8 protein-coding genes and 4 pseudogenes are annotated in these 20,046 nt (G+C 40.1%); 11 read left to right on the plus strand and 1 reads right to left on the minus strand.

What is annotated here, in order from left to right; all coding sequences use genetic code 11:
- Window positions 1-360 precede the first annotated feature (360 nt).
- The 9 genes and pseudogenes from xseA to ACFIM8_RS07390 all read left to right on the plus strand — a co-directional run bounded on the left by xseA (window position 361) and on the right by ACFIM8_RS07390 (window position 11,795).
- Complete coding sequence (xseA, locus tag ACFIM8_RS07350) at window positions 361-1,791, plus strand: exodeoxyribonuclease VII large subunit (protein ID WP_375614729.1); 1,431 nt, start codon at window positions 361-363, stop codon at window positions 1,789-1,791.
- A 178-nt stretch (window positions 1,792-1,969) separates the two neighbouring features.
- Window positions 1,970-2,199 (plus strand): annotated as a pseudogene (locus ACFIM8_RS07355) (integrase arm-type DNA-binding domain-containing protein); the annotation flags it as partial.
- A gap of 8 nt (window positions 2,200-2,207) precedes the next feature.
- Window positions 2,208-2,798 carry a DNA-3-methyladenine glycosylase I gene (locus tag ACFIM8_RS07360; protein WP_375609564.1) on the plus strand — a complete coding sequence of 197 codons (591 nt, stop codon included), beginning with the start codon at window positions 2,208-2,210 and terminating at the stop codon, window positions 2,796-2,798.
- Window positions 2,799-4,419: 1,621 nt separating this feature from the next.
- A complete protein-coding gene (locus ACFIM8_RS07365) occupies window positions 4,420-6,045 on the plus strand; it encodes an ABC transporter substrate-binding protein (protein ID WP_375614730.1) in 1,626 nt (541 codons plus the stop codon).
- Between the two features lie 371 nt (window positions 6,046-6,416).
- A complete protein-coding gene (locus ACFIM8_RS07370) occupies window positions 6,417-8,033 on the plus strand; it encodes an ABC transporter substrate-binding protein (RefSeq protein ID WP_375614731.1) in 1,617 nt (538 codons plus the stop codon).
- A gap of 110 nt (window positions 8,034-8,143) precedes the next feature.
- Complete coding sequence (locus tag ACFIM8_RS07375) at window positions 8,144-9,217, plus strand: ABC transporter permease (RefSeq protein ID WP_375607280.1); 1,074 nt, start codon at window positions 8,144-8,146, stop codon at window positions 9,215-9,217.
- 2 nt (window positions 9,218-9,219) lie between these two features.
- Window positions 9,220-10,149: an ABC transporter permease gene (locus ACFIM8_RS07380; protein ID WP_273790732.1), complete on the plus strand. Its 930-nt coding sequence runs from the start codon at window positions 9,220-9,222 to the stop codon at window positions 10,147-10,149.
- Entirely contained in the window at window positions 10,142-11,026 is an 885-nt protein-coding gene (locus ACFIM8_RS07385) for an ABC transporter ATP-binding protein (RefSeq protein ID WP_273790733.1), read from the plus strand. The genes ACFIM8_RS07380 and ACFIM8_RS07385 overlap by 8 nt, the downstream gene beginning before the upstream one ends.
- Window positions 11,013-11,795, plus strand: a complete 783-nt coding sequence (locus ACFIM8_RS07390; RefSeq protein ID WP_273790734.1) for an ABC transporter ATP-binding protein — start codon at window positions 11,013-11,015, stop codon at window positions 11,793-11,795. The genes ACFIM8_RS07385 and ACFIM8_RS07390 overlap by 14 nt, the downstream gene beginning before the upstream one ends.
- A 538-nt stretch (window positions 11,796-12,333) precedes the next feature.
- On the opposite strand, the pseudogene ACFIM8_RS07395 reads toward ACFIM8_RS07390, so the two are convergent.
- Window positions 12,334-14,276, minus strand: a pseudogene (locus ACFIM8_RS07395) (autotransporter outer membrane beta-barrel domain-containing protein); the annotation flags it as partial.
- Between ACFIM8_RS07395 and ACFIM8_RS07400 the strand changes: the two are divergent.
- Window positions 14,273-14,455: pseudogene (locus tag ACFIM8_RS07400) on the plus strand (hypothetical protein); the annotation flags it as partial. The pseudogenes ACFIM8_RS07395 and ACFIM8_RS07400 overlap by 4 nt on opposite strands.
- Window positions 14,446-20,046 (plus strand): annotated as a pseudogene (locus ACFIM8_RS07405) (filamentous hemagglutinin N-terminal domain-containing protein); the annotation flags it as partial. The pseudogenes ACFIM8_RS07400 and ACFIM8_RS07405, both read left to right, overlap by 10 nt.

The following is a 20,046-nucleotide window of genomic DNA, read 5'->3' on the forward strand; positions in this document are numbered from 1 at the left end:
ACGCATTGATATGTTGTGTATAGAATGTAATTTCAAGATACGCTATTTAAAGAGCTCTTTTATCCTATCACGCCATAAAACACTGTTGTTTAGAGCGGTGATATAAGGCATGAAAAGCTTTACATATTAAGTGTTTTTAGATACCGTGATCAGTACAGGGCATGGTTTGGGCTGTCCGCGCCTATGCAGGAAACCGCATGAGTGGTCAGCAAGTGGAACTTGCCCCGTGAGAAGCTAGTCCGGTGGATTGGTAGAAATCTCCATCCTTTGAGATGTTGGGAGGAGGTTAATTTCATTAAAATTAAAAATGTGTTTGTGTGAATGTTAAGACTTAATATTTCAATTTCTGTGAATTGAAAAATGGCAAATTTATTTGATGAAAAAATAAGTGCAACGAATGTTGCGGAATTTACTGTTTCCGAAATAGCAGGGGCTTTAAAGCGTGTTGTTGAGGAGAAGTTTGGTTATGTACGGGTGCGTGGGGAGATATCAGGTTACCGTGGTGCTCATGCTTCAGGACATGCTTATTTTGCTTTAAAAGATGATAAGGCGCGGTTGGAAGCTGTTATTTGGCGTGGAGTGATGGAAAAGCTCAAATTTCCTCCTGAAGAAGGGATGGAAGTGGTCGCTGTTGGTAAACTTACGACGTATCCAGGATCATCAAAATATCAAATTGTCATTGAAGCTCTTGAACCAACAGGGGTTGGTGCTTTAATGACACTTCTTGAAAATCGTAAGAAAAAGTTTTTAGAAGAAGGCTTATTTGATGAAGCAAAGAAAAAAACTTTGCCTTATATGCCCCGAATTATAGGCGTTGTAACATCACCAACAGGTGCTGTTATTCGTGATATTATTCACCGTATATCCGATCGTTTTCCGTTGCATATTTTGGTTTGGCCTGTACGTGTTCAGGGGGAAACAAGTGGTAGGGAAGTCGCTGCTGCTGTTGAAGGTTTTAATGCGTTGCCTTTAGGAGGCGTTGTTCCTAAGCCTGATCTTCTTATTGTTGCGCGGGGAGGGGGAAGTTTAGAAGATTTGTGGGGATTTAATGACGAAGCCGTTGTTCGTGCTGTTTATAACTCTTCTCTTCCTGTTATTTCTGCTGTTGGGCATGAAACGGATTGGACCTTGATTGATTATGTGGCTGATTGGCGCGCTCCAACTCCCACAGCCGCAGCAGAGCGGGCTGTTCCTGTTAAGCTTGATCTCGAGGTGCTAGTGGCATCGCTTGGTGCACGTTTGCGTACGGGACTTGCGCGTTATTTTGATTTTTATCGACAAAAACTGCGTGCTACTCTAAGAGCTCTTCCGACTGCTGATCAACTTTTTGCTCTACCACGGCGAGGTTTTGATGAAATTTCAAGTCGTTTGCAGCGTGCTCTTTGTGTAAGCTATGATAAAAAACGTTTTTCTTTTTATGCACTTGATGTGCGTTTTTCACTGCGTTTACTTAATACTGAAAAAGCAGAACACAATATGAAGGAATATACTGCACGTCTTCAGCGTGCTTTTGTGCGCAATGTTGAAAAACAACGGGCTGGGTTAGAGGTAGCCTCTAGGCTTTTAAGAAGCACTTCGTATCAGAATATTTTGGAGCGCGGCTTTGTTTTGGCTTTGGGGAAAGAGAATAAGCCCATCAAACGGTTGGTACAGATTCCTGAAACGGGGCAAATAAATTTACGTTTTTTTGATGGTGATATCAGTGTTGCAACACAAGAGCCTGTTTCTGCTAAACGTTCAAAACACAAGCAAATAAAATCGTCTAGCGATGATCAAGGAACCCTCTTTTGAATACAACAACATATTGATTTATATTAGATAATTTAGCACTATTCATATTGAATTAGAGCTCCGAATAACGTATGATTCTCTCATTGCAAATATGTGTATCTTGAATCAATCAAAACCACTTGCTTGCACATTACAAGTGGGGCCCCATGAGGGAAAACTGTACAAGAAAGGACTAAAAATGGCTCTTATGAACCGTTTTAATGCAAGGTCTGTTGCAACATTGGGGGCTGGCAAATATAATGATGGTGCTGGCTTGCTTCTTCACAAACGTAAAGATGGGGGTGCTCAATGGTTTTATCGTTATACCATTCATGATCGACGCCGTGAAATGGAAGTGGGTGCTCTTTGAGAGATGTTTTTTTTAAACGAGCCCGTGAATGTGCAACTGGGTGGCGTTCTGTTTTACGGTGAGTGCCATGCTTGCGGAAGGTCTTCTTAAGGGAGTGGATGGAAAAATTCGTTGCGCATGGGCTGGAACTGATCCACTTTATTGTGCTTATCATGATAATGAATGGGGAAAGCCTGTTGTAGAGGATATTTGTTTGTTTGAAAAAATTTGTCTTGAAGGTTTTCAAGCTGGACTTTCTTGGTTGACAATTTTAAAAAAACGCTCTTCTTTTCGCATTGCATTTGATCATTTTGATTTTGAAAAAATTGCTCATTATGATGAGTTAAAGGTGCAAATGTTGATGCAGAACAAAGATATTGTTCGCCATCAAGGAAAAATTCGATCAGTACTTAATAATGCACTTAGAGCACAAGAAATTATAATAGAGTGGGGGAGTTTGTCCCACTATTTTTGGTCTTTTCAGCCACCACAATCAGAACATTATGAAAAGATAGACTTTCAAACACTGTTGGCTCATCCCATAACACCTGCTTCTCTTCGTCTTTCTCAAGATTTAAAGAAACGTGGCTGGACATTTATTGGTCCAACGATTTGTTATGCTTTTATGCAGTCCGTAGGAATTGTTAATGATCATCTTGAAGGATGTTTTTGTCGATAAATTGGCAAACTTTCTTTTATAAGAATAATGATTAATAGGATAATAATTGAATTATTTAATAAATGTATAGATTATACAATTCCGCTGTATAAGATAATTGAAATATACAAACTATACAATATTAATGATTTTTTACGGTTGTTGGCAATCAAAACGACAAAGCGATAATTTTGAAGATGAAAAAACAGATGCAAAAAGAAGTGATATCTAATTGTCATGTATTTCGAGTTAGATAATGGTAATGTCTTGTATATTTTAAAGAAACATCTAGTTACACCAAAGCCCATTTTGCAACGCTGTTCGTGAATAGTATGATAGTAAACCCATTGTGCATTCCATCTTTAAGCTTATGAAGGAACAAATTGGCATCATCACACATTTACTAGCTCTCAATGTTGTGCAACAGTCTTTAGCATTGGTAATGGTCTCAGAAGAGGTGTTTTTATTTCTGTTAATGACATGACCGTTATAATTAATGAATATTTTATTCATGTTTATTGACGAATGCAAAGTGTTTTTTAGATGGGGTGCTGTTGTTGCATTCTTTTACTTTGCTTGTATGGCTGTTGGTTATTTGTATATAGATCGATTGCTCAATGCTTACCTAAGCAATAAAAATGAAATGCAGCGATGAAAAATTGAAGTTAAATGACTCAAGCTGCTTGTGTTAGGTTTTATTATCTGATAGTTTTTCTCTATTAGAGTGTGATCTTGCCGCGTGTGCGCTCCAATTTTTTGGAAGATGATGAAGCTTATGCAAGTTTGTATCCACTACATTGCTTCGTTGAATCTCTGTATGTTTCCGCTGGAAACGAGAGTTCTATTGCGGTATGTTGTTTTCTGTTCTATCTTTATAGTGGTAAAGCAATGATGCACACTAAAGTTTAGAAGGGTTTATATTCGTTATGTCTTTGGGGGAGCGTCTAATGAGTTTTGTTTTTATCAATGGGGAGATACATTTTAGTGTATATTTTTTTGATTGTAAGCTTTATTATCTCAAAAGATAAAGCGTGGAGGGAATGATTCTTCTCATTTTTCCTTTATCTTTGTTAACGCGTTTGGTTTTGTTGGTAAAAACGTAAAACTTTTGGCACTTAGTTTTCAAAAGATTAAGCAGATTTTTGTGGGGGTGGCGTTTTAGAAAAGATATTTTCTTATGTCTTTCTGCTGTTTCAGTGCCGTTTTGGTCATGTAATAAAGATGCGTCGTATCTTGAAATTGAGTGTTTGAGGGGGATGACTATTTTTAAAGTTTGCATATTTTATTTTAAATATCGCCTAAAGGAATAGAATAATGAATTCATAAATTGTTGCGTAATGATTTTTTAAAAGCTCACTATTTTTTTTGGGCGACAAGGCTTATTGATGATTAATAGGGAACTGATATAGTGCATTATCATATGCAAAGATGTTATGAAAAGAATGTAATACTGGTTAGCAAAACATATATTGCATGTTTGCTATGGTTTATTGAGACGTAAGTCAATGAATTTATGATGACTCTGTATAGGTGATTAGAAATATAGGCGATTAAAACGTATTTATTCTAATGTTATAATTATAAATTTGCTATATTATTTCAGCATCATTAATTGATAAAAAATAAATAAAGGGGAAAGTTTATGAACTTGAAGAAAAAGATATTAAAGAATAGCAGCTCTCTTGTTTCTGCTTTTATAGCTTTGGGGATAGTTGCACAACAAGTTTCAGCAAAAACACCGGCTGATACTCTTTTGATGGCTTGGAACCTTGATGCAATTAGTACATTTGATCCCGCCCAACTTAATGATGTTTATGGAAGTGAAATTGTCCGCAATGTTTGTGATAGTTTGGTCAGTACCGCAACGGATGATCCTGCTAAAATGGTTCCGGCATTAGCTACACATTGGGATGTTTCAGGGGATGATCACAGTACGGTGATTACTTTTCATTTGCGTGATAGTTTGAAGTTTAATGATGGCAGATCAGCCAATGCCAATGATCTTGTTTGGAGTATGAAGCGGATTGTCAAATTGAAGATGACCAATGCGGCAATTTTTAATGAATATGGAATTACAGAGCAAAATGTTGATGATGCTTTGCAAGCCCCAGATAAGAAAACAGTGGTGATGAAATTTGATAAGCCTTATCCAGCAGAGCTTATTCTTAATAATATTGTTGCAAGTCCAGCAACAGCTTTGCTTGATCGTAAGACGATTATGAAGCACGAAAAAGATGGCGATCTGGGAAATCAGTATTTGAAGAGTCATGCTGCTTGTGTTGGTCCTTATCAGTTAAAAAGTTGGCGTCCTGGAGAAGCGCTTTTGTTACGTGCAAGTTCCCATTATTGGGGACAAGCGCCTAAACTGAAGCAGATTCTCATTCGTCATGTTGTGGAGTCAGGAACACAACGTTTGTTGTTGCAAAAACATGATATTGATGTTGCTCGTAATTTGACCCCTGAAGATCTTGCAGATCTGCAAAAAACAACAGATATTAAAGTTGATAGAGTGTTAGAACCAACTATGATGTACTGGGGATTTAATACGACAAATCCCATTTTTGCTAAGGAAAAAGTACGCTTGGCGATGCGTTATCTTATTGACTATGAAGGTCTTGGCAAGAAACTTCTCAAAGGGATTGGTGTTCCACGGGCAAGTTTTATTCCTCTTGGTAACTTTGGGGCTCTGGATGAAAAAGAGGGGCAACCCTTTACATTTGATGTTGCAAAAGCCAAGCAGCTTTTAGCAGAGGCTGGTTATCCGAATGGATTTGAGGCAAATTTTCTCGTATCAAATGCTCCTTATACTTTGTTACTTGCTCAGTCACTCCAGGATAGTGCTGCACAGGCCGGGGTGCGTCTTAAAATTGAACGTGTGGCAGGTACACAGTTGTTTTCAAAAGTGAATGCAAGGGCTTTTGATACGGCTTTTCTCGGATGGAATAACGATTCTGCGGATCCCCATACAATGGCTTCACGTCTTGTTTATAACCCTGATAATCGGTTTGAGGCAAAAAATACCGCCTATCCTAGTTGGAAGCATGGGTATTTTGATGCCGAGATGAATCAAAAAGTTGAAGAAGCATTGTTTCAAAAAGATCCGCAAAAACGGGCGCATCTTTATGCTGATTTACAACGTGAACTGATGCAAAAAGGACCTTATGCGTTTATTTATCAGCAATATAGCGCTATAGCGATGACACCTGATGTCAAAAAATGGGTTTGGAATAGTGCGCCGCGTATTTTTTATAGTAAAATTGAAAAATAAGTGTGTCTTTTTAGTGTTATCAAAGCTAAAAAGAGCTTAATCATAATTGCATGATGAAAATATTCTCCCATATAAAGCTCTTCAGTTTTTTAAGGATGAAACGTGAGGGATGTTTGTGTAGTAGCAGTATATAATTAAGATCGTTTATAGGGAGCGATGAATATAGAAAGTTATATTGGGGAGGATCTTTGTTTATGGTTATAGATTCTCTGCATCCCGAATATAGACTGATGTATAAGAAAATTATTTTATAGATGCTTAGTTTGATTAAATGAAATTGATGTCTAATGCTATGCTATTTAAAAGGTGAAAGAGCAAAATCACAATCACTTTGTGTGAAAAGGTAGAAGAATACAAAAGGAAGAGATAAAATGGGAAAACAAAGAATATTAAAAAAATTTTCTATTTTATTAAGCTCAATCGTTTTTTTTAATGGGGCTGTAACATCGGCATTCAGTGCCTCATCTAAAGATATATTGGTAATGGCATGGAATATTGATTCAATTAGTAGTTTTGATCCAGCGCAAACTGTTGAGGTTGTGACGAGTGAGTTATTGACGAATATTTGCAGCGCGTTAGTACAATATGATGAGCATGATCCTACAAAAATTCGTCCTGCTATGGCAAAATCTTGGGACGTTTTAGATAATGGCAAAAGAATAGTCTTTCATCTTCGTGATGATTTAAAGTTTAATGACGGAAGGACGGCTACAGCGCAAGATCTGGTATGGTCGATGCGACGGATTATAAAATTAGGATTAAGCTATGCTCAATCTTTAATGGATTATGGATTTACCAAAAACAATATTGAAACAAATATTCAGGCTCTTGATGATAAGACTTTACAATTAAAATTAGATAAACCCTATCCTATTCAGCTCATATTGACTGTTATAGGACAATCTTATGCTTCTGCTTTGCTTGATCGGAAAACAATTGAAGCACAGAGTATTAAAGGTGATATGGGGAATAAATATTTAGCAACACATTCAGCTTGTGTTGGACCTTATAAATTGGTGAGCTGGTCTCCAGGAGATAAAGTTGTGTTAGAGGCGACACAACATTATTGGGGCGATGTGCCTAAAATTAAGCAGATTGTTGTGCAGCATGTAGCGGATTCATCAAGTCAAAGACTTCTTTTGGAAAAAGGTGATGTGGATATAGTGCGTGATCTTTCTTCAGAGGATACTTTAGATCTTGAAAAAAAGGGAGGGCCAGTCAAAATTAGTCGTGTTTTGCGTCCGCAGATTATTTACCTATCGTTAAATAATAAGAATGCAGTTTTTGCGAATGAAAAGGTCAGATTGGCACTCCGTTATTTAGTTGATTATGAAGGTCTTGGGAAAACTGTTTTGAAAGGGATTGCTATTCCTCGGGCAACTTATATGTCCTTGGGTGTTCCAGGTGCGTTGGATGAAAAAGAAGGGTTGCCTTTTCAGTTGGATTTGAAAAAAGCAAAACAACTGATTACTGAAGCTGGTTATCCTAATGGGTTTAAAGCTAATCTTTTAGTTGGAAGCCTTAGTTATATGTCGTCTGTTGCACAGTCTATTCAAGCCAATGCACGCAAAATTGGTGTTGAGCTTACAATTGAAAAAATGGCACAAAATCAATTGTTGAGCCGTGTACGTGGTGGAAATTATGATACTGCACTTATGGGGTGGGGGAGTGCCGATCCTGATGGACATCCTGCTTCATTAAATCACGTGTTTAACCCTGATCCAACATTTACAAAAAAGCACAATATGTATTTAGCTTGGCGCGCTGGGTATTATGATGAAAATGTTAATAACATGGTGATGGATGCTTTGTTTGAGAAAGACCCCAATAAGCGTATCATGCAATATCGTACTTTACAGCATTATGTGCTAGAGCATGGTCCTATGGTTTATTTATTTCAGACATATTATACCGTTGGTATGGGGCCTGATGTCAAAAAATGGATTTGGAACAGTTATAGACTTTATTACAATGAAGCAGAAAAATAAAAAGAAGCATGTTATAGAAAAGGATTGTAGAACATGCTTAATAAGAGATTGTTTTGTTATATAAAAAGGTATTTGCTTTATGTTTTGTCGCTACAGAGGGGATTTTTATAATGGTTTTGCCACTTTCAGAGACTGAAAGAGCTGTATCAGAAAAGCAGAAAAAATTATTTTTATGGGATTTTTTATGCAAAGGATTGAAACTTCTTATTTCAGTTTTTATCACATTGCTTGGGTTGGTGACGATCACTTTTTTTCTTGGTCATCTTCTTCCTCTAGATCCAGTTCTGTCTATTCTTGGTGATAATATCAGTCAGGAAGCTTATGATGCAATGTATTATAAGCTGGGTCTTGATAAGCCGTTGATTGTCCAATATTGGAAGTATCTTCATAATGTATTTTTGTTTGACTTTGGAGATGCTTTAACTTCTGGGCGACCTGTTCTAGCCGATATTATGCGTGTATTTCCTGCAACATTAGAGCTTGCAACCGTTGCTATTGTTATTGGCACAAGTCTTGGAATTCCATTTGGTGTTTTTGCAGCAATGTATCGCGATTCATTTATTGATTATGTTGTCCGTGTTTTTACACTTGTAAGTTATTCTACTCCAACATTTTGGCTCGGATTAATGGCGTTGTTAATATTTTACGCCAAGCTTGGCTGGATTGGTGGCCCAGGACGACTTGATTTTCTTTATGAATATTCTTTTGAACCAAAAACAGGATTTTTCCTTTGGGATACTGCAAGCCAAGGACAATGGGAGGCTTTTGGTAATGTTTTTAGTCACGTTATTATGCCTGCTTTGATCTTGGCTTTCGGTGCTATGGCTTATATTAGCCGTATGACTCGTGGGTTTATGATTGAGCAGCTTAATCAGGAATATATCATTACTGCACGTGTAAAGGGATTATCGTGGGCGCGAACCGTTTGGGGGCATGCCTTTCGAAATGCTGCTGTTCAAATTATTACCGTTGTTGCACTTTCTTATGCTTTTTTATTAGAAGGGGCTGTTTTAACTGAGACAGTTTTTGCTTGGCCTGGTTTTGGACATTACTTGACAAATGCTCTTTTAGCCGGAGATATGAATGCAGTTGTAGGATGTACTTTGCTTGTAGGATTTATCTTTGTCGCCATTAATTTATTTTCTGATTTGCTTTATCGCATTTTTGATCCAAGGACACGTTGAATATGACAGTAAGTAATCATCATAAATCGCAATCATCATCTTCTTTGGGTAGTTGGTTAAACGATCCTGTTCCAAACTCCATAATTCAAGCGAACATACAAAGAATTTATCACGCACTGGCTAAGTTTTTTCATAACTTTTCGGCTGTATTCGGTCTGCTTATTATTTGTATTATTATCATATGTGCATTTTTTGCTCCTTGGATTGCTACGCATGATTTTCTTAGCAATGATCTAGGGCATCGGTTGCAGCCACCCTCTATGGCGCATTATTTTGGAACAGATGAATTGGGACGTGACATTTTTAGTCGCCTTGTTTTTGGTTCCCGTATTACTCTTTATGTTGTTTTTCTTACAACAGTTATTGTAGGTCCAATAGGGCTTATTGTTGGAACTGTATCTGGTTATATGGGCGGATGGGTTGATACTGTGCTCATGCGCATTGTCGATATTTTTCTTGCTTTTCCAGGTTTGATTTTAGCTCTTGCATTTTCAGCCGCATTGGGACCAGGGATCGAAAATGCTTCTATTGCAATTTCAATTGCAGCATGGCCACCAATTGCACGTTTAGCACGTGCTGAGACTTTGACAATACGTTCTTCTGATTATGTTTCTGTAGTTCGCCTGCAAGGGGCCTCTGCTTGGCGAATTATTTTGTTTCATGTTGCACCCATGTGTATTCCTTCAGTGATTGTACGATTAACTTTGGATATGTCTGGAATTATTTTAACGGCTGCTGGTCTTGGTTTTTTAGGGTTGGGAGCTCAACTTCCAAGTCCTGAATGGGGTGCGATGCTTTCTTCAGGGCGGGAATTTATGATGACAAATTGGTGGTTGGCGGCAATACCAGGCTGTGCAATATTATTTGCAAGTCTTGCTTTCAACCTTTTAGGTGATGGTCTTCGTGATGTATTGGATCCACGCAATGGGTAATAAATTATTAGAAGTAGAAGATTTACGTATTTCTTTTCCTACAACGCGCGGCATTTCAGAAGTTGTGCGTGGCGTTAGTTTTTCTGTTGGAAAAGAAAAAATTGGAATTGTTGGTGAATCCGGATCTGGAAAATCGATGACTGGGCGCGCAATACTAAGGTTGAGTCCAAAAGCAGCCATTGTTAAAGCTAAAAAAATGCGCTTTGAGGATGTTGATTTATTGGCTGCAAGTGAACCTCAGATGCGAAAAATCCGTGGGAAACGTATTTCAATGATTTTACAGGATCCAAAATATTCACTTAATCCATTAATACGGATCGGGGAACAGATTATGGAGGCTTACCGTATTCATTACCGTGTTTCAAAAGCTGAAGCGAGGGAGCGCACCATATCTATGTTAGAATCTGTTCATATTCGTGATCCTGAACATGTGATGCGTCTCTTTCCTCATGAAATATCTGGGGGGATGGGGCAGCGCGTGATGATTGCAATGATGCTCATTCCAAAACCTGATTTAATTATTGCCGATGAGCCAACATCTGCACTTGATATTACGGTCAGACGACAAGTTTTATCTGTATTAGATGAACTTGTGACAAAATCTGGAACGGGACTTATTTTCATTAGTCATGATTTAAATATGATTGCTGATTTTTGTGATCGTATTTTGGTGATGTATGCGGGCCGTGTGTTAGAAGAGTTGCCTGCTTCTGATTTGTCTCACGCTTGTCATCCTTATACAAAGGCGTTGCTCGCGAGTTTGCCACGGCTTGATAATCCAGTTGATATTTTGGCTGTTCCTGAGCGTGATCCTGATTGGTTGTATAATCCTACGATTGTTAATGGTGTTGAGGAGGTTCCTCATGACAAATTGTGAGAATATTATTGATGTTTCTAATTTATCTGTAACTTTTGGGCACAGGCATAAGGCAGTAACAGTTGTTAAAAATGTTAATTTTCATATTAAGCGTGGTGAAGCTTATGGTTTGATTGGTGAATCTGGATGTGGAAAGTCAACTATTTTGAATACATTGGTGGGGCTCATTCCAGATTATAGTGGAAAGTTCCTTTTTGCTGGACAAGAAGTTGAAAAGAAAAGAAGTAAGGATTTTTTACGCTGTATTCAAATGGTTTTTCAAGATCCTTATGCTTCGCTGCATCCAAGAAAAATGGTCCATACGGTTCTTTCTGAATCGCTCAAAATCCATGGGATGGATAATCAAAGAGAGCGTGTGGAGGATGCTTTAGATTCTGTTGGTTTAGATTCTTCATTTCTTTATCGTTATCCTCATGAGTTGTCTGGAGGGCAGCGTCAGCGTATTGCTCTTGCACGTGCTTTAATTATTGAGCCAGAGGTGTTATTGCTTGATGAGCCAACATCTGCATTGGATGTGTCGGTACAGGCTGAAATTTTAAATTTGTTGAAATCACTGCGCGTGAGAAAAAAGCTTACTTACTTAATGGTATCCCATGATCTTGCTGTTGTTGCACATATTTGTGAACGTGTTGGAATTATGCATAAAGGGATTATTCTTGAAGAGCTTAGCAATGATGAATTGCGTAATCTACATGCGCAACACGATTATACAAAGGAGTTTTTTGAAGCAAGTATAGAGCCTATTGTTCATAGAGAGCAAAGAGCATGATCAATTTTACAGAAGAGAAAGTGCAATTTTATTTGTTTTAAAGTTTTTAGAGATGTTTGGCGGCATTATTAAGAGGGAAGGGGATAATAGGATTTTTTCAGTATGAATTTGCTGGGCAGTGTTTGAGCTATAATATTTTAAATCCTATTAGAACTCGCATTTTGAAATATACGAGTGACTTATAACATACATCCCTTTGTTTGATATTGTTGCATTATTTTTACTTATCATTTTATGTTCAAAAGTTTTATTTTGAGATTTTAAGCATTAAATTTGTGAGAAATAACAAAAGATAGTAATGCTGTATTTTCTAAAATAGCTTCTCATTATTTTACAATATCATTTTGTTTTTGGTTATTCTCTTTTTTACAGTTTTATTCTTTATAAAAAGAATTTTTTGTAAAAAATATCCAATGTTAAATAACTGTCTTCAAATATTTCACTGTTTTCTATTAAAAAAACGCTTATAATAAGCTAGAAAGGCAGAGGTATGCTGCCTTTTTGTTAAATTGAATAGGCTGTTTTTTACAATCTTGGTTTAAAACTGATAGCGTATTCCTCCTGAAAAGCTTGCACCACTTATACCAGTTTTTTGAAACTTTTGTTGATAGCTGACATCACCATGAAGGGAGAGGTTAGCGGACAATTGTGCACTTAATACCAAACCCACCTTCAAGGGAAGTTCCTGAGGGGTCACGTTTATAGTCCTTATCGATATGGAGTGCCTGATCATCACCAAAGGTTTTGATCAAGTTTACTTTTCCATAGAAAGACATAGGACGGCTGTTTTTAGTGGCAATGGTTTTTGTCAAACGTGTACCAACACGGATTATCCATTGAGAAGGATTTTGCATCTCAATGGTCAGATTATCAGCATCTTTAATGGTATCAAACATCAAATACTAATAGGCAAGCTGTGCCTGCGGTTCGAATGTTACGCCTTGAATACCCGTTGCAAATTGTTTGCCAACAGTTGTGGAGATCGCCAACATTTTTGCATTTTTCAATTTTGCGGTTGTACTAATGAGGGCATTGGTGATCTTTCCCTTTAGGAAGCCATAGGATAACAGCGTATCAAGATAGAAACCACTGTCATGTTGTATGGTTCCATAGGTTGTGAGTGACCATTTATCCACAGTGCTCTTACTCGCTGTCTTGTATATTCTTTGGAGTGAAAGAGAGTTGTCCATAGGTTTCTACAAGATCCAAATGTGTTGTAGATATTTTTCCCTTCTGCGCGACAAAGTTAGTGGCTCCTTGTAGAGCAGCATAGTGAAGATTAGCACTGCTATAACCATATTTACTAGGAGCACTACTTATCAGAAAACAAGATTCCTGTTTCTCCATAGAAGTATAAGAAGAAGCCGTTCCGTTTGTCTTATTCTTTCCCTAAAACAGATGTTCGCATATTGGCTAACAGTTGCCATATCGGTCAATCCAGCATACAAGAGAGCATTTGGCATGACCAAATAGCAAATAGCTTGCCGTTTGTGGTACAGGCGAATGCACATTTGCTTCAGGATGAGAATTAGAACCTGGGTTAGAATTAAGAAATTCAGGTTGTAGACGAAAGTCACAGAAACCTTTACTTTTCTCATCGAACAGATTTTATTTTATATCAGCTTTGTCCTGGCTTGAGTTTGGCCCATAGGCACGGAGCATATATTTATCAGGTGAACCACCTATTGTGGTATAGCCATGGGTTAGTTTGAAGGAGTCTTCTTCGGCTATTCCAGAAACTTGGATAAGAGAAAGTCCCCGTACATTTTTCTCAATATCAGAAGTTTTTTTGAGTGGTTTTTCCTTTTAAATTAACAAGAGTATTTGTATTTCCTGAAACATTCCATTTATTCAGAAGTCGATCGGTTATTTGCTCTGCTATTGACTTACCATCACTCTATCAAGTATTGAAAGAAATTTGCGCATCGCCTGTTGCATTATAGATGGCTTTGGTATCTGGGTTTCCAGAGTTTATATGCAATGTGTGGTAATAATTTTCTGTTGGCTCTTTAAAAACAAGAGAACTGTTTTCGAGACCCAGAACAGAAATATCAGAACGTGATCTTTGAGCGATATCAAGCAGATTGCCCTCAGCATCTTTTTCTTGTGTGCTGTTTTTTAAGATCCATAGTGTACCGTTTTTCAGGTTAAAGCGTACGTTTCTCTTTTTTGCAATGTTTGTTCTTCCTTCTAAAGTGGAATAATCTGCATTTAAGGTGAAGCTACCGTTGGCTATCTCCTTAATTTTTTATTATTCCAGACATTTTTATCTTTTTCATCTTGCCAAGAAATTTTGTTCCCCAAAATACCATCATTTAATAATACATCAGCATGGATTTCTGGATCTTTAAGATTGAGTGTACCGATTGATAGAGCAGGACTATTTTCAATGTTTTTTTCAACAACAGCTTCAACAAAAATTCCAGTGCCATTTTCAATGTGAAAAATTGCACGGTTTAAATTGATTTCATTGCCATTATAAAAAAAATAAAACTAACGTTTTATCAAAAAAAGAAATTGATTTTGAAGATTTAGAAACAATCGATTTTATTGACGAGCTAATCGAATGTGATGTTGAAAGCCAATCAGAGCAAATCGAAATGGTAGAAACTAACCAACCAATCATTCACGAGCAAGAAAGCGTTTCTAAGAGAGCCAAGGGATAAAAGCAGCTGATGGGGTTGGCTCTGTTTTCCGCCCCACGGTGGGGAAAGCCGGAAATGATGTGCCGCTGATTGATATTGTTCGCCCCAATGGACAGGGTCTTTCTCATAACAAATATGACAGTTTCAATGTTGATACCCATGGCGTGATTTTGAACAATTCGACTGAGGAGGTTTCGCGTTCACAGCTTGGGGGATTGGTGCCAGGCAACGGCAATTTGCGTTATAGCGGTGCAGCAAAGGTTATTCTTAATGAAGTGGTAAGTGCCAATCGCTCGCGTCTTGAAGGCGTGAGCGAAGTACACGGGCATATGGCGGATGTTATTATCGCCAATCCCAATGGCATTACCTGTAACGGTTGTGGCTTTATTAATACACCACGAGTGACTTTATCGACCGGACAACCGATCATTGGAGCCGATGGCGCTTTGACTGGGTTGCGTGTTGAGGGTGGTGATATCACCATAGGCGCTCGTGGGGCTGATGGGAGTGCATTAGATATTTTTGATCTTGTTTCGCGCAAGATCAGTATCGGGGGTCCCATACAGGTCAAAGGGGATTTGGCTGTTATCGCTGGTCACAATCATTTTGATTATGACAAACGCGAAGCAACTTCTCTTGGTTCTGATGGCAAAGAGCCGGAATTGGCGATTGATTCCAGTGAGTTTGGTGGAATGTATGCGGGGCAGATCCGCGTGATTGCCAATGATAAAGGCGCCGGCGTTAAGATGCGCGGAGACATGGTTGCCAATGCAGGCGCCATGAGATTGACAAGTGATGGCAAGCTGGTGATTGCCAAAGCACGCGCCAAAGGAGCGGTGAAGGCTCATTCTCACCACGACAGTGTACATGTGAAAGATCTGCTTTTTTCAGAAGAAGCGGTTGAACTGAAGGCTTTGAAACATGTTGAACTGGAAAAAAATGCGCGCGTTGCAGCGAGCGGTGCTGTTGATGTGGGCGCCGATGTGATCAAGCTCCAGTCTCATGCTCTTCTAGCAAGCGGTATTGGGAGTGATGGTCAACAGTCAGCGACGGGTTCTTTGCATTTACAGGCAGCAAAGCTTGAGGCGGGGAATGGGCGGATAGCCGCCGGTGATCTTTTAGAGATCCAAGCAGCAACAATTGATCTGAGCCGCATGCAAGACAATGATCAAACAGGGGTTTCTTCCCTTGGCGATCTGACCATTAAAACCAATCAAATCACCGCTTTAAACAACCATATTGGTGCCAAGGGGAATATTGTCTTGAGCGCCGATGATGGGCTCACTGTAGGCGCTGGACATTATAGCGCCGGCGGCTCTCTTTTGGTGGAAGCAGCAGAGCTTACATCACGTGCGCGCTTAGTGGCAGAGCAAAAAGTTGACCTTTATGCGCATAACGGTGCCCTGATCCAAGAAGGTACTGTATTGTCCAATGGGGAGATAACGCTGGATGCCCATGGTGCCCTCAATCACACGGGTGATATTGTCAGTATGCAGCAGGTTGCCTTGACAGCGGGGGGCATGCTCACAACCTCTCAAGAGAGCACGATTTTAAGTTATGATGTGGTTTTGAGTGCTGATGCTTTAACCCAAGCAGGGACTGTGGAAGCCCAAGAAGGAGCATTAACCCTTCAAGTGCGTGATGGGGTCGCAAATAACGGCACAATGCGCGGTGAGAGTGTCGATGCTCATATTGGTGCATTTACCAATCAAGGGATGTTTATTGCAACCGATGATTTGCATTTGATGGTAAGCACACAAGAAGGCGCCGATCCGCAACAAGCCTTTCTGAAGAATACATCCGAAGGTGTCCTTCAAAGTGGTGGTGTTTTTGTTGTGACCGCAGGGCAATTAGACAATGCCGGTGCGCTTGGCTCTAGTGGTGAGAATGTTGCCCTCAATGTGGCAGAGAATGTCAGCAATAGTGGGCTGATTTACGCCAAAAAATCTATGGACCTATTCAGTGATGGTGATTTAACCAACACACAGGGCAGAATGATTGCTGAAGAGGCTCTCAGCATTGGTGGGCTGAAAGAGACACGTGCTGGTCATATAAATAATGAGGCTGGTCTTCTCAGTGCTTTAGCCGGTGAGATGAAGATTGTTGCAACGTCTTTTGTCAATAAAAGCGCTGAAACGACAAATTTAGAGCAACAAAACGCTACACATGATGAAGGTGCGCATGTTTTAGCGCGGGATGGTTTGCGCATTGATGTGGGCAGTTTTGAGAATGTTGATGGTCTCATTTCTACGCAAGGGGCAGTCAATATTGTTGCAGATAGTGTGATCCAAGCAGGGCACATAGAGATTGAGCGTGGTGACCTTCAACTGACCAGCCACGGTGATTTAAGCAATAGTGGCACAATAGAAAGCAATGATACCATTGCTTTGCGTGCGCAAACAAATCTCAGCCAAACGGGGCGCATTGTCTCTAAAAAGCGGATAGAGCTTTCCAGTGATGGCATATTGACAATGGGCGAGACAAGTGAGGTTGGCGCATATGATGTAACGCTGAAGGCAGGCACACTCACCCAAGCTGGGCTTGTGGAAGCGCAAGGCGGGGTACTTACTCTCAACAGCCATGATGTTTTAAGCAATTCCGGTATTATGGTGGGCGGTGTTGTTGATGCGAAGCTTGGGTCTTTAGCCAATTCAGGTCAGCTTTTAGCCAGTGACAGTTTTACACTTATAGCAGAAAGTCATGATCCGTCATTGGGGCAAGTTGCTCTGGTTTTAAATGGTGAAGACGGTGTTCTCAAAAGTGGTGGCGCTTTTGTTTTAACCGCAGATGTTTTGGACAATGCCGGCAGTATTAGCTCAAGTGGTGATGGGGTTGCGCTCAGTGTGAGCGCTGATCTGAGTAATAGTGGGCTGATTTATGCCAAGAAATCTGCCATTTTCTCCTTGGATGGGGATTTTATTAATAAATTTGCCGATGTCATTGCTGAAGACAATCTCATCATCCGTGGTTTAAGTGGAGAGCGGGCTGGTCATGTGATCAACAGCTCGGGTCTTTTAGAAGCCGTGTCAGGCGATATGACCTTCGATGTCTCAGCGCTTACCAACATGCGTGAAGGCGGGGTTGAAGTTAACGATAAAGTGGTTGGTCACAGTTACGTGCGAGGAGAATGGGAAAATATCCCAAATGTTGATAAACACACAAAGATCAAGAAAAATATCGACACCACGATCATTCGTCAGCAGCCTCATTTTACCAATAATGCTGCACAGATTTTAGTAGGACATCATCTGACAATTAATGCCGGTGATATCCGCAATAGCTATAGCTTGATTGCTGCTAATGGCAATATTGAGATGCATGGCGATACGCTGCTCAATGAGGGGCTCGATTTAATCGAAACAACCAAGATTGTGACTAAAACACGCTACAGATATAAGCAATGTAGTATCACAAATCCAGGATGTATAGCGCACGATGCAAAAGAATGGGACGGTCCTACTTTTACCCAAACACTCAAACGCACTTATGATGCTGTTTATGGCACGATTGAAGCTGGTGGCACGCTTGATGCCAAGTTGACAGGCACTATTGACAATCATGCGGTGCGTGAAGGGGTTGAGCAAGTTGGCTTAAGCTCTGGCGAGAAAGGTTTGGCTGGTGTTAAAAACACCGATTTTGACGGTTCCAAACCACTGATTAGTGATGATCGATTGGACGGTATTATCAATGGTTTGAAAGGGCACAAAGGGCTTTTTGCACCAAGTATCCAAACACCCGCACCAGAATCCATACAGGTGCCAACGCAAGATGGGCTTAACTCTGTTAAGACAGAATTGGACCAGACCCAAACACCGGATGTGCCATTTTTAGTCGAGACGCGTCCAGATTTTATCAACCCAAGTAAATTTTTAGGATCGGACTATTACTTAAAAAAGATTGGCAATTATAAGCCTGAGCACGTGTTCAAAAAGTTGGGCGATGCTTATTTTGAATATCGTCTGGTGGGTGAGCAAATCTTCGAGCTGACAGGCAATCGCACTCTTCTTGATGTTGAAGATCCCAATGCTCAAATGCAAAGGCTCTATGACAATGCTGTGGAGCAGCAAGATCCCTTGGGGTTAGTGCTAGGCAAGCCCTTAACGCCTCAGCAGATTGCTGGGATCAAAAAGGATATGATCTGGCTTGAGACACACCTTGTCGATGGACAAGAGGTCTTGGTACCCCACGTTTATTTGGCACCAAACACTTCTTTAGCACAAGATGTTTATGGGGCAAAAACGCAGCAAGGAAACCTTGCCAGTGCACGTTTGAAAGGCAATGGCGTCACTATAGAGACGGACCGTCTTACCAATAGTGGCACCATATCAAGTAATGGTGCATTGCATGTTTCGACTACGCAAACTTTGTTCAATAATGGTGGTTTTTTGCTTGGCAGCGGTGCTGTAGATCTCAGCAGTGGCGATCTTTTAGCCAATTCTTCCGGTGTTATTCTGGGGGATATCATCACCCTCAATGCGAAGACAATCATTGATGGGACTGCAAAAATCCGTGACACGAATGAATATGGTTTTGTTGATCGGATCGGACAGCAGGCTCAAATCATTTCTATACAGGATTTAAACATTCACTCCCTTGGCGATTTAAGCATGACTGGTGGCCAATGGAGCAGTGGTGGATCGACGACGGTGATTGTCGATGGTTCTGCTACGTTTGGTTCATTAGTGCTAGAGAGTGACCATAAGGAAACATTGGAAAAAGGGCATTATAACGCCCAAAGCAGTGAGCACCGTTTGACAGAAGTCAACAGTGATGGAGATTTGACCATTGTCACAGGTGGTGAACTGAACCTTGGGGGAAAGTTTAAAACCAAGGGCAATGGAGATTTCACCAGTGGTGTCGCTCTCAACGTGGTTTCAGAGCAAGATTTTAACAGTTTTGATTTGGATCTGAGGGGCAAAGAAGGCGACAAATCGAAGCAAAAGAATAAGTTTCGTCAACAATCAACAGAAGTTACTACAAACAAAACCACGATAGAAACAGAGGGCAACCTCTCCATGCATGCGCAAAATGGGGATCTTACGCTTGATGCGGCAGGGCTATCAAGTGGTGGTCAGACGCATTTGGCATCAGATACGGGAAAAATCAAGTTTCTGACCAACAAGGATCAAGATTTTAAGGACGTTTATCAGCGTAATGAAAACCTTGTGTGGTGGAGTGAGAGCGATAAAGGTTACCTTAAGGAGACCATCGAGCATGTCACCATAGAAGCCGGTGGTGGCATAAAGCTTGATGCAGGCGATGGCTTTGTTGTTGAGTATCAGGCAACTGGTGATTTAGACAAATCTCTTGAGCAATTATCTCGCTCCCCAGGCTTAGCATGGATCAAGCAACTGCGTGATGATCCAGAATTATCCAAGCAAGTGGATTGGCAAGCAGTTCGAGCTGAATTTAAAGACTGGGATTATAAAGCCCAAGGGCTGACAGAAGCCGGTGCGGCTCTCGTGGCATTGGCTGTCACGGCGGTTACGGGTGGAGCAGCCTCGGGCGCTGCCAGTGCCATTACCGGTGCTTTGGGGCTTGGCTCGAGTACGGCCATGAATGCGGCGATACAGGCAGGTGTCCAAGCGCTGATTAACAAAAGCGCT

The organism is Bartonella sp. AC535YNZD (assembly GCF_042196625.1).
GTDB lineage: Bacteria > Pseudomonadota > Alphaproteobacteria > Rhizobiales > Rhizobiaceae > Bartonella.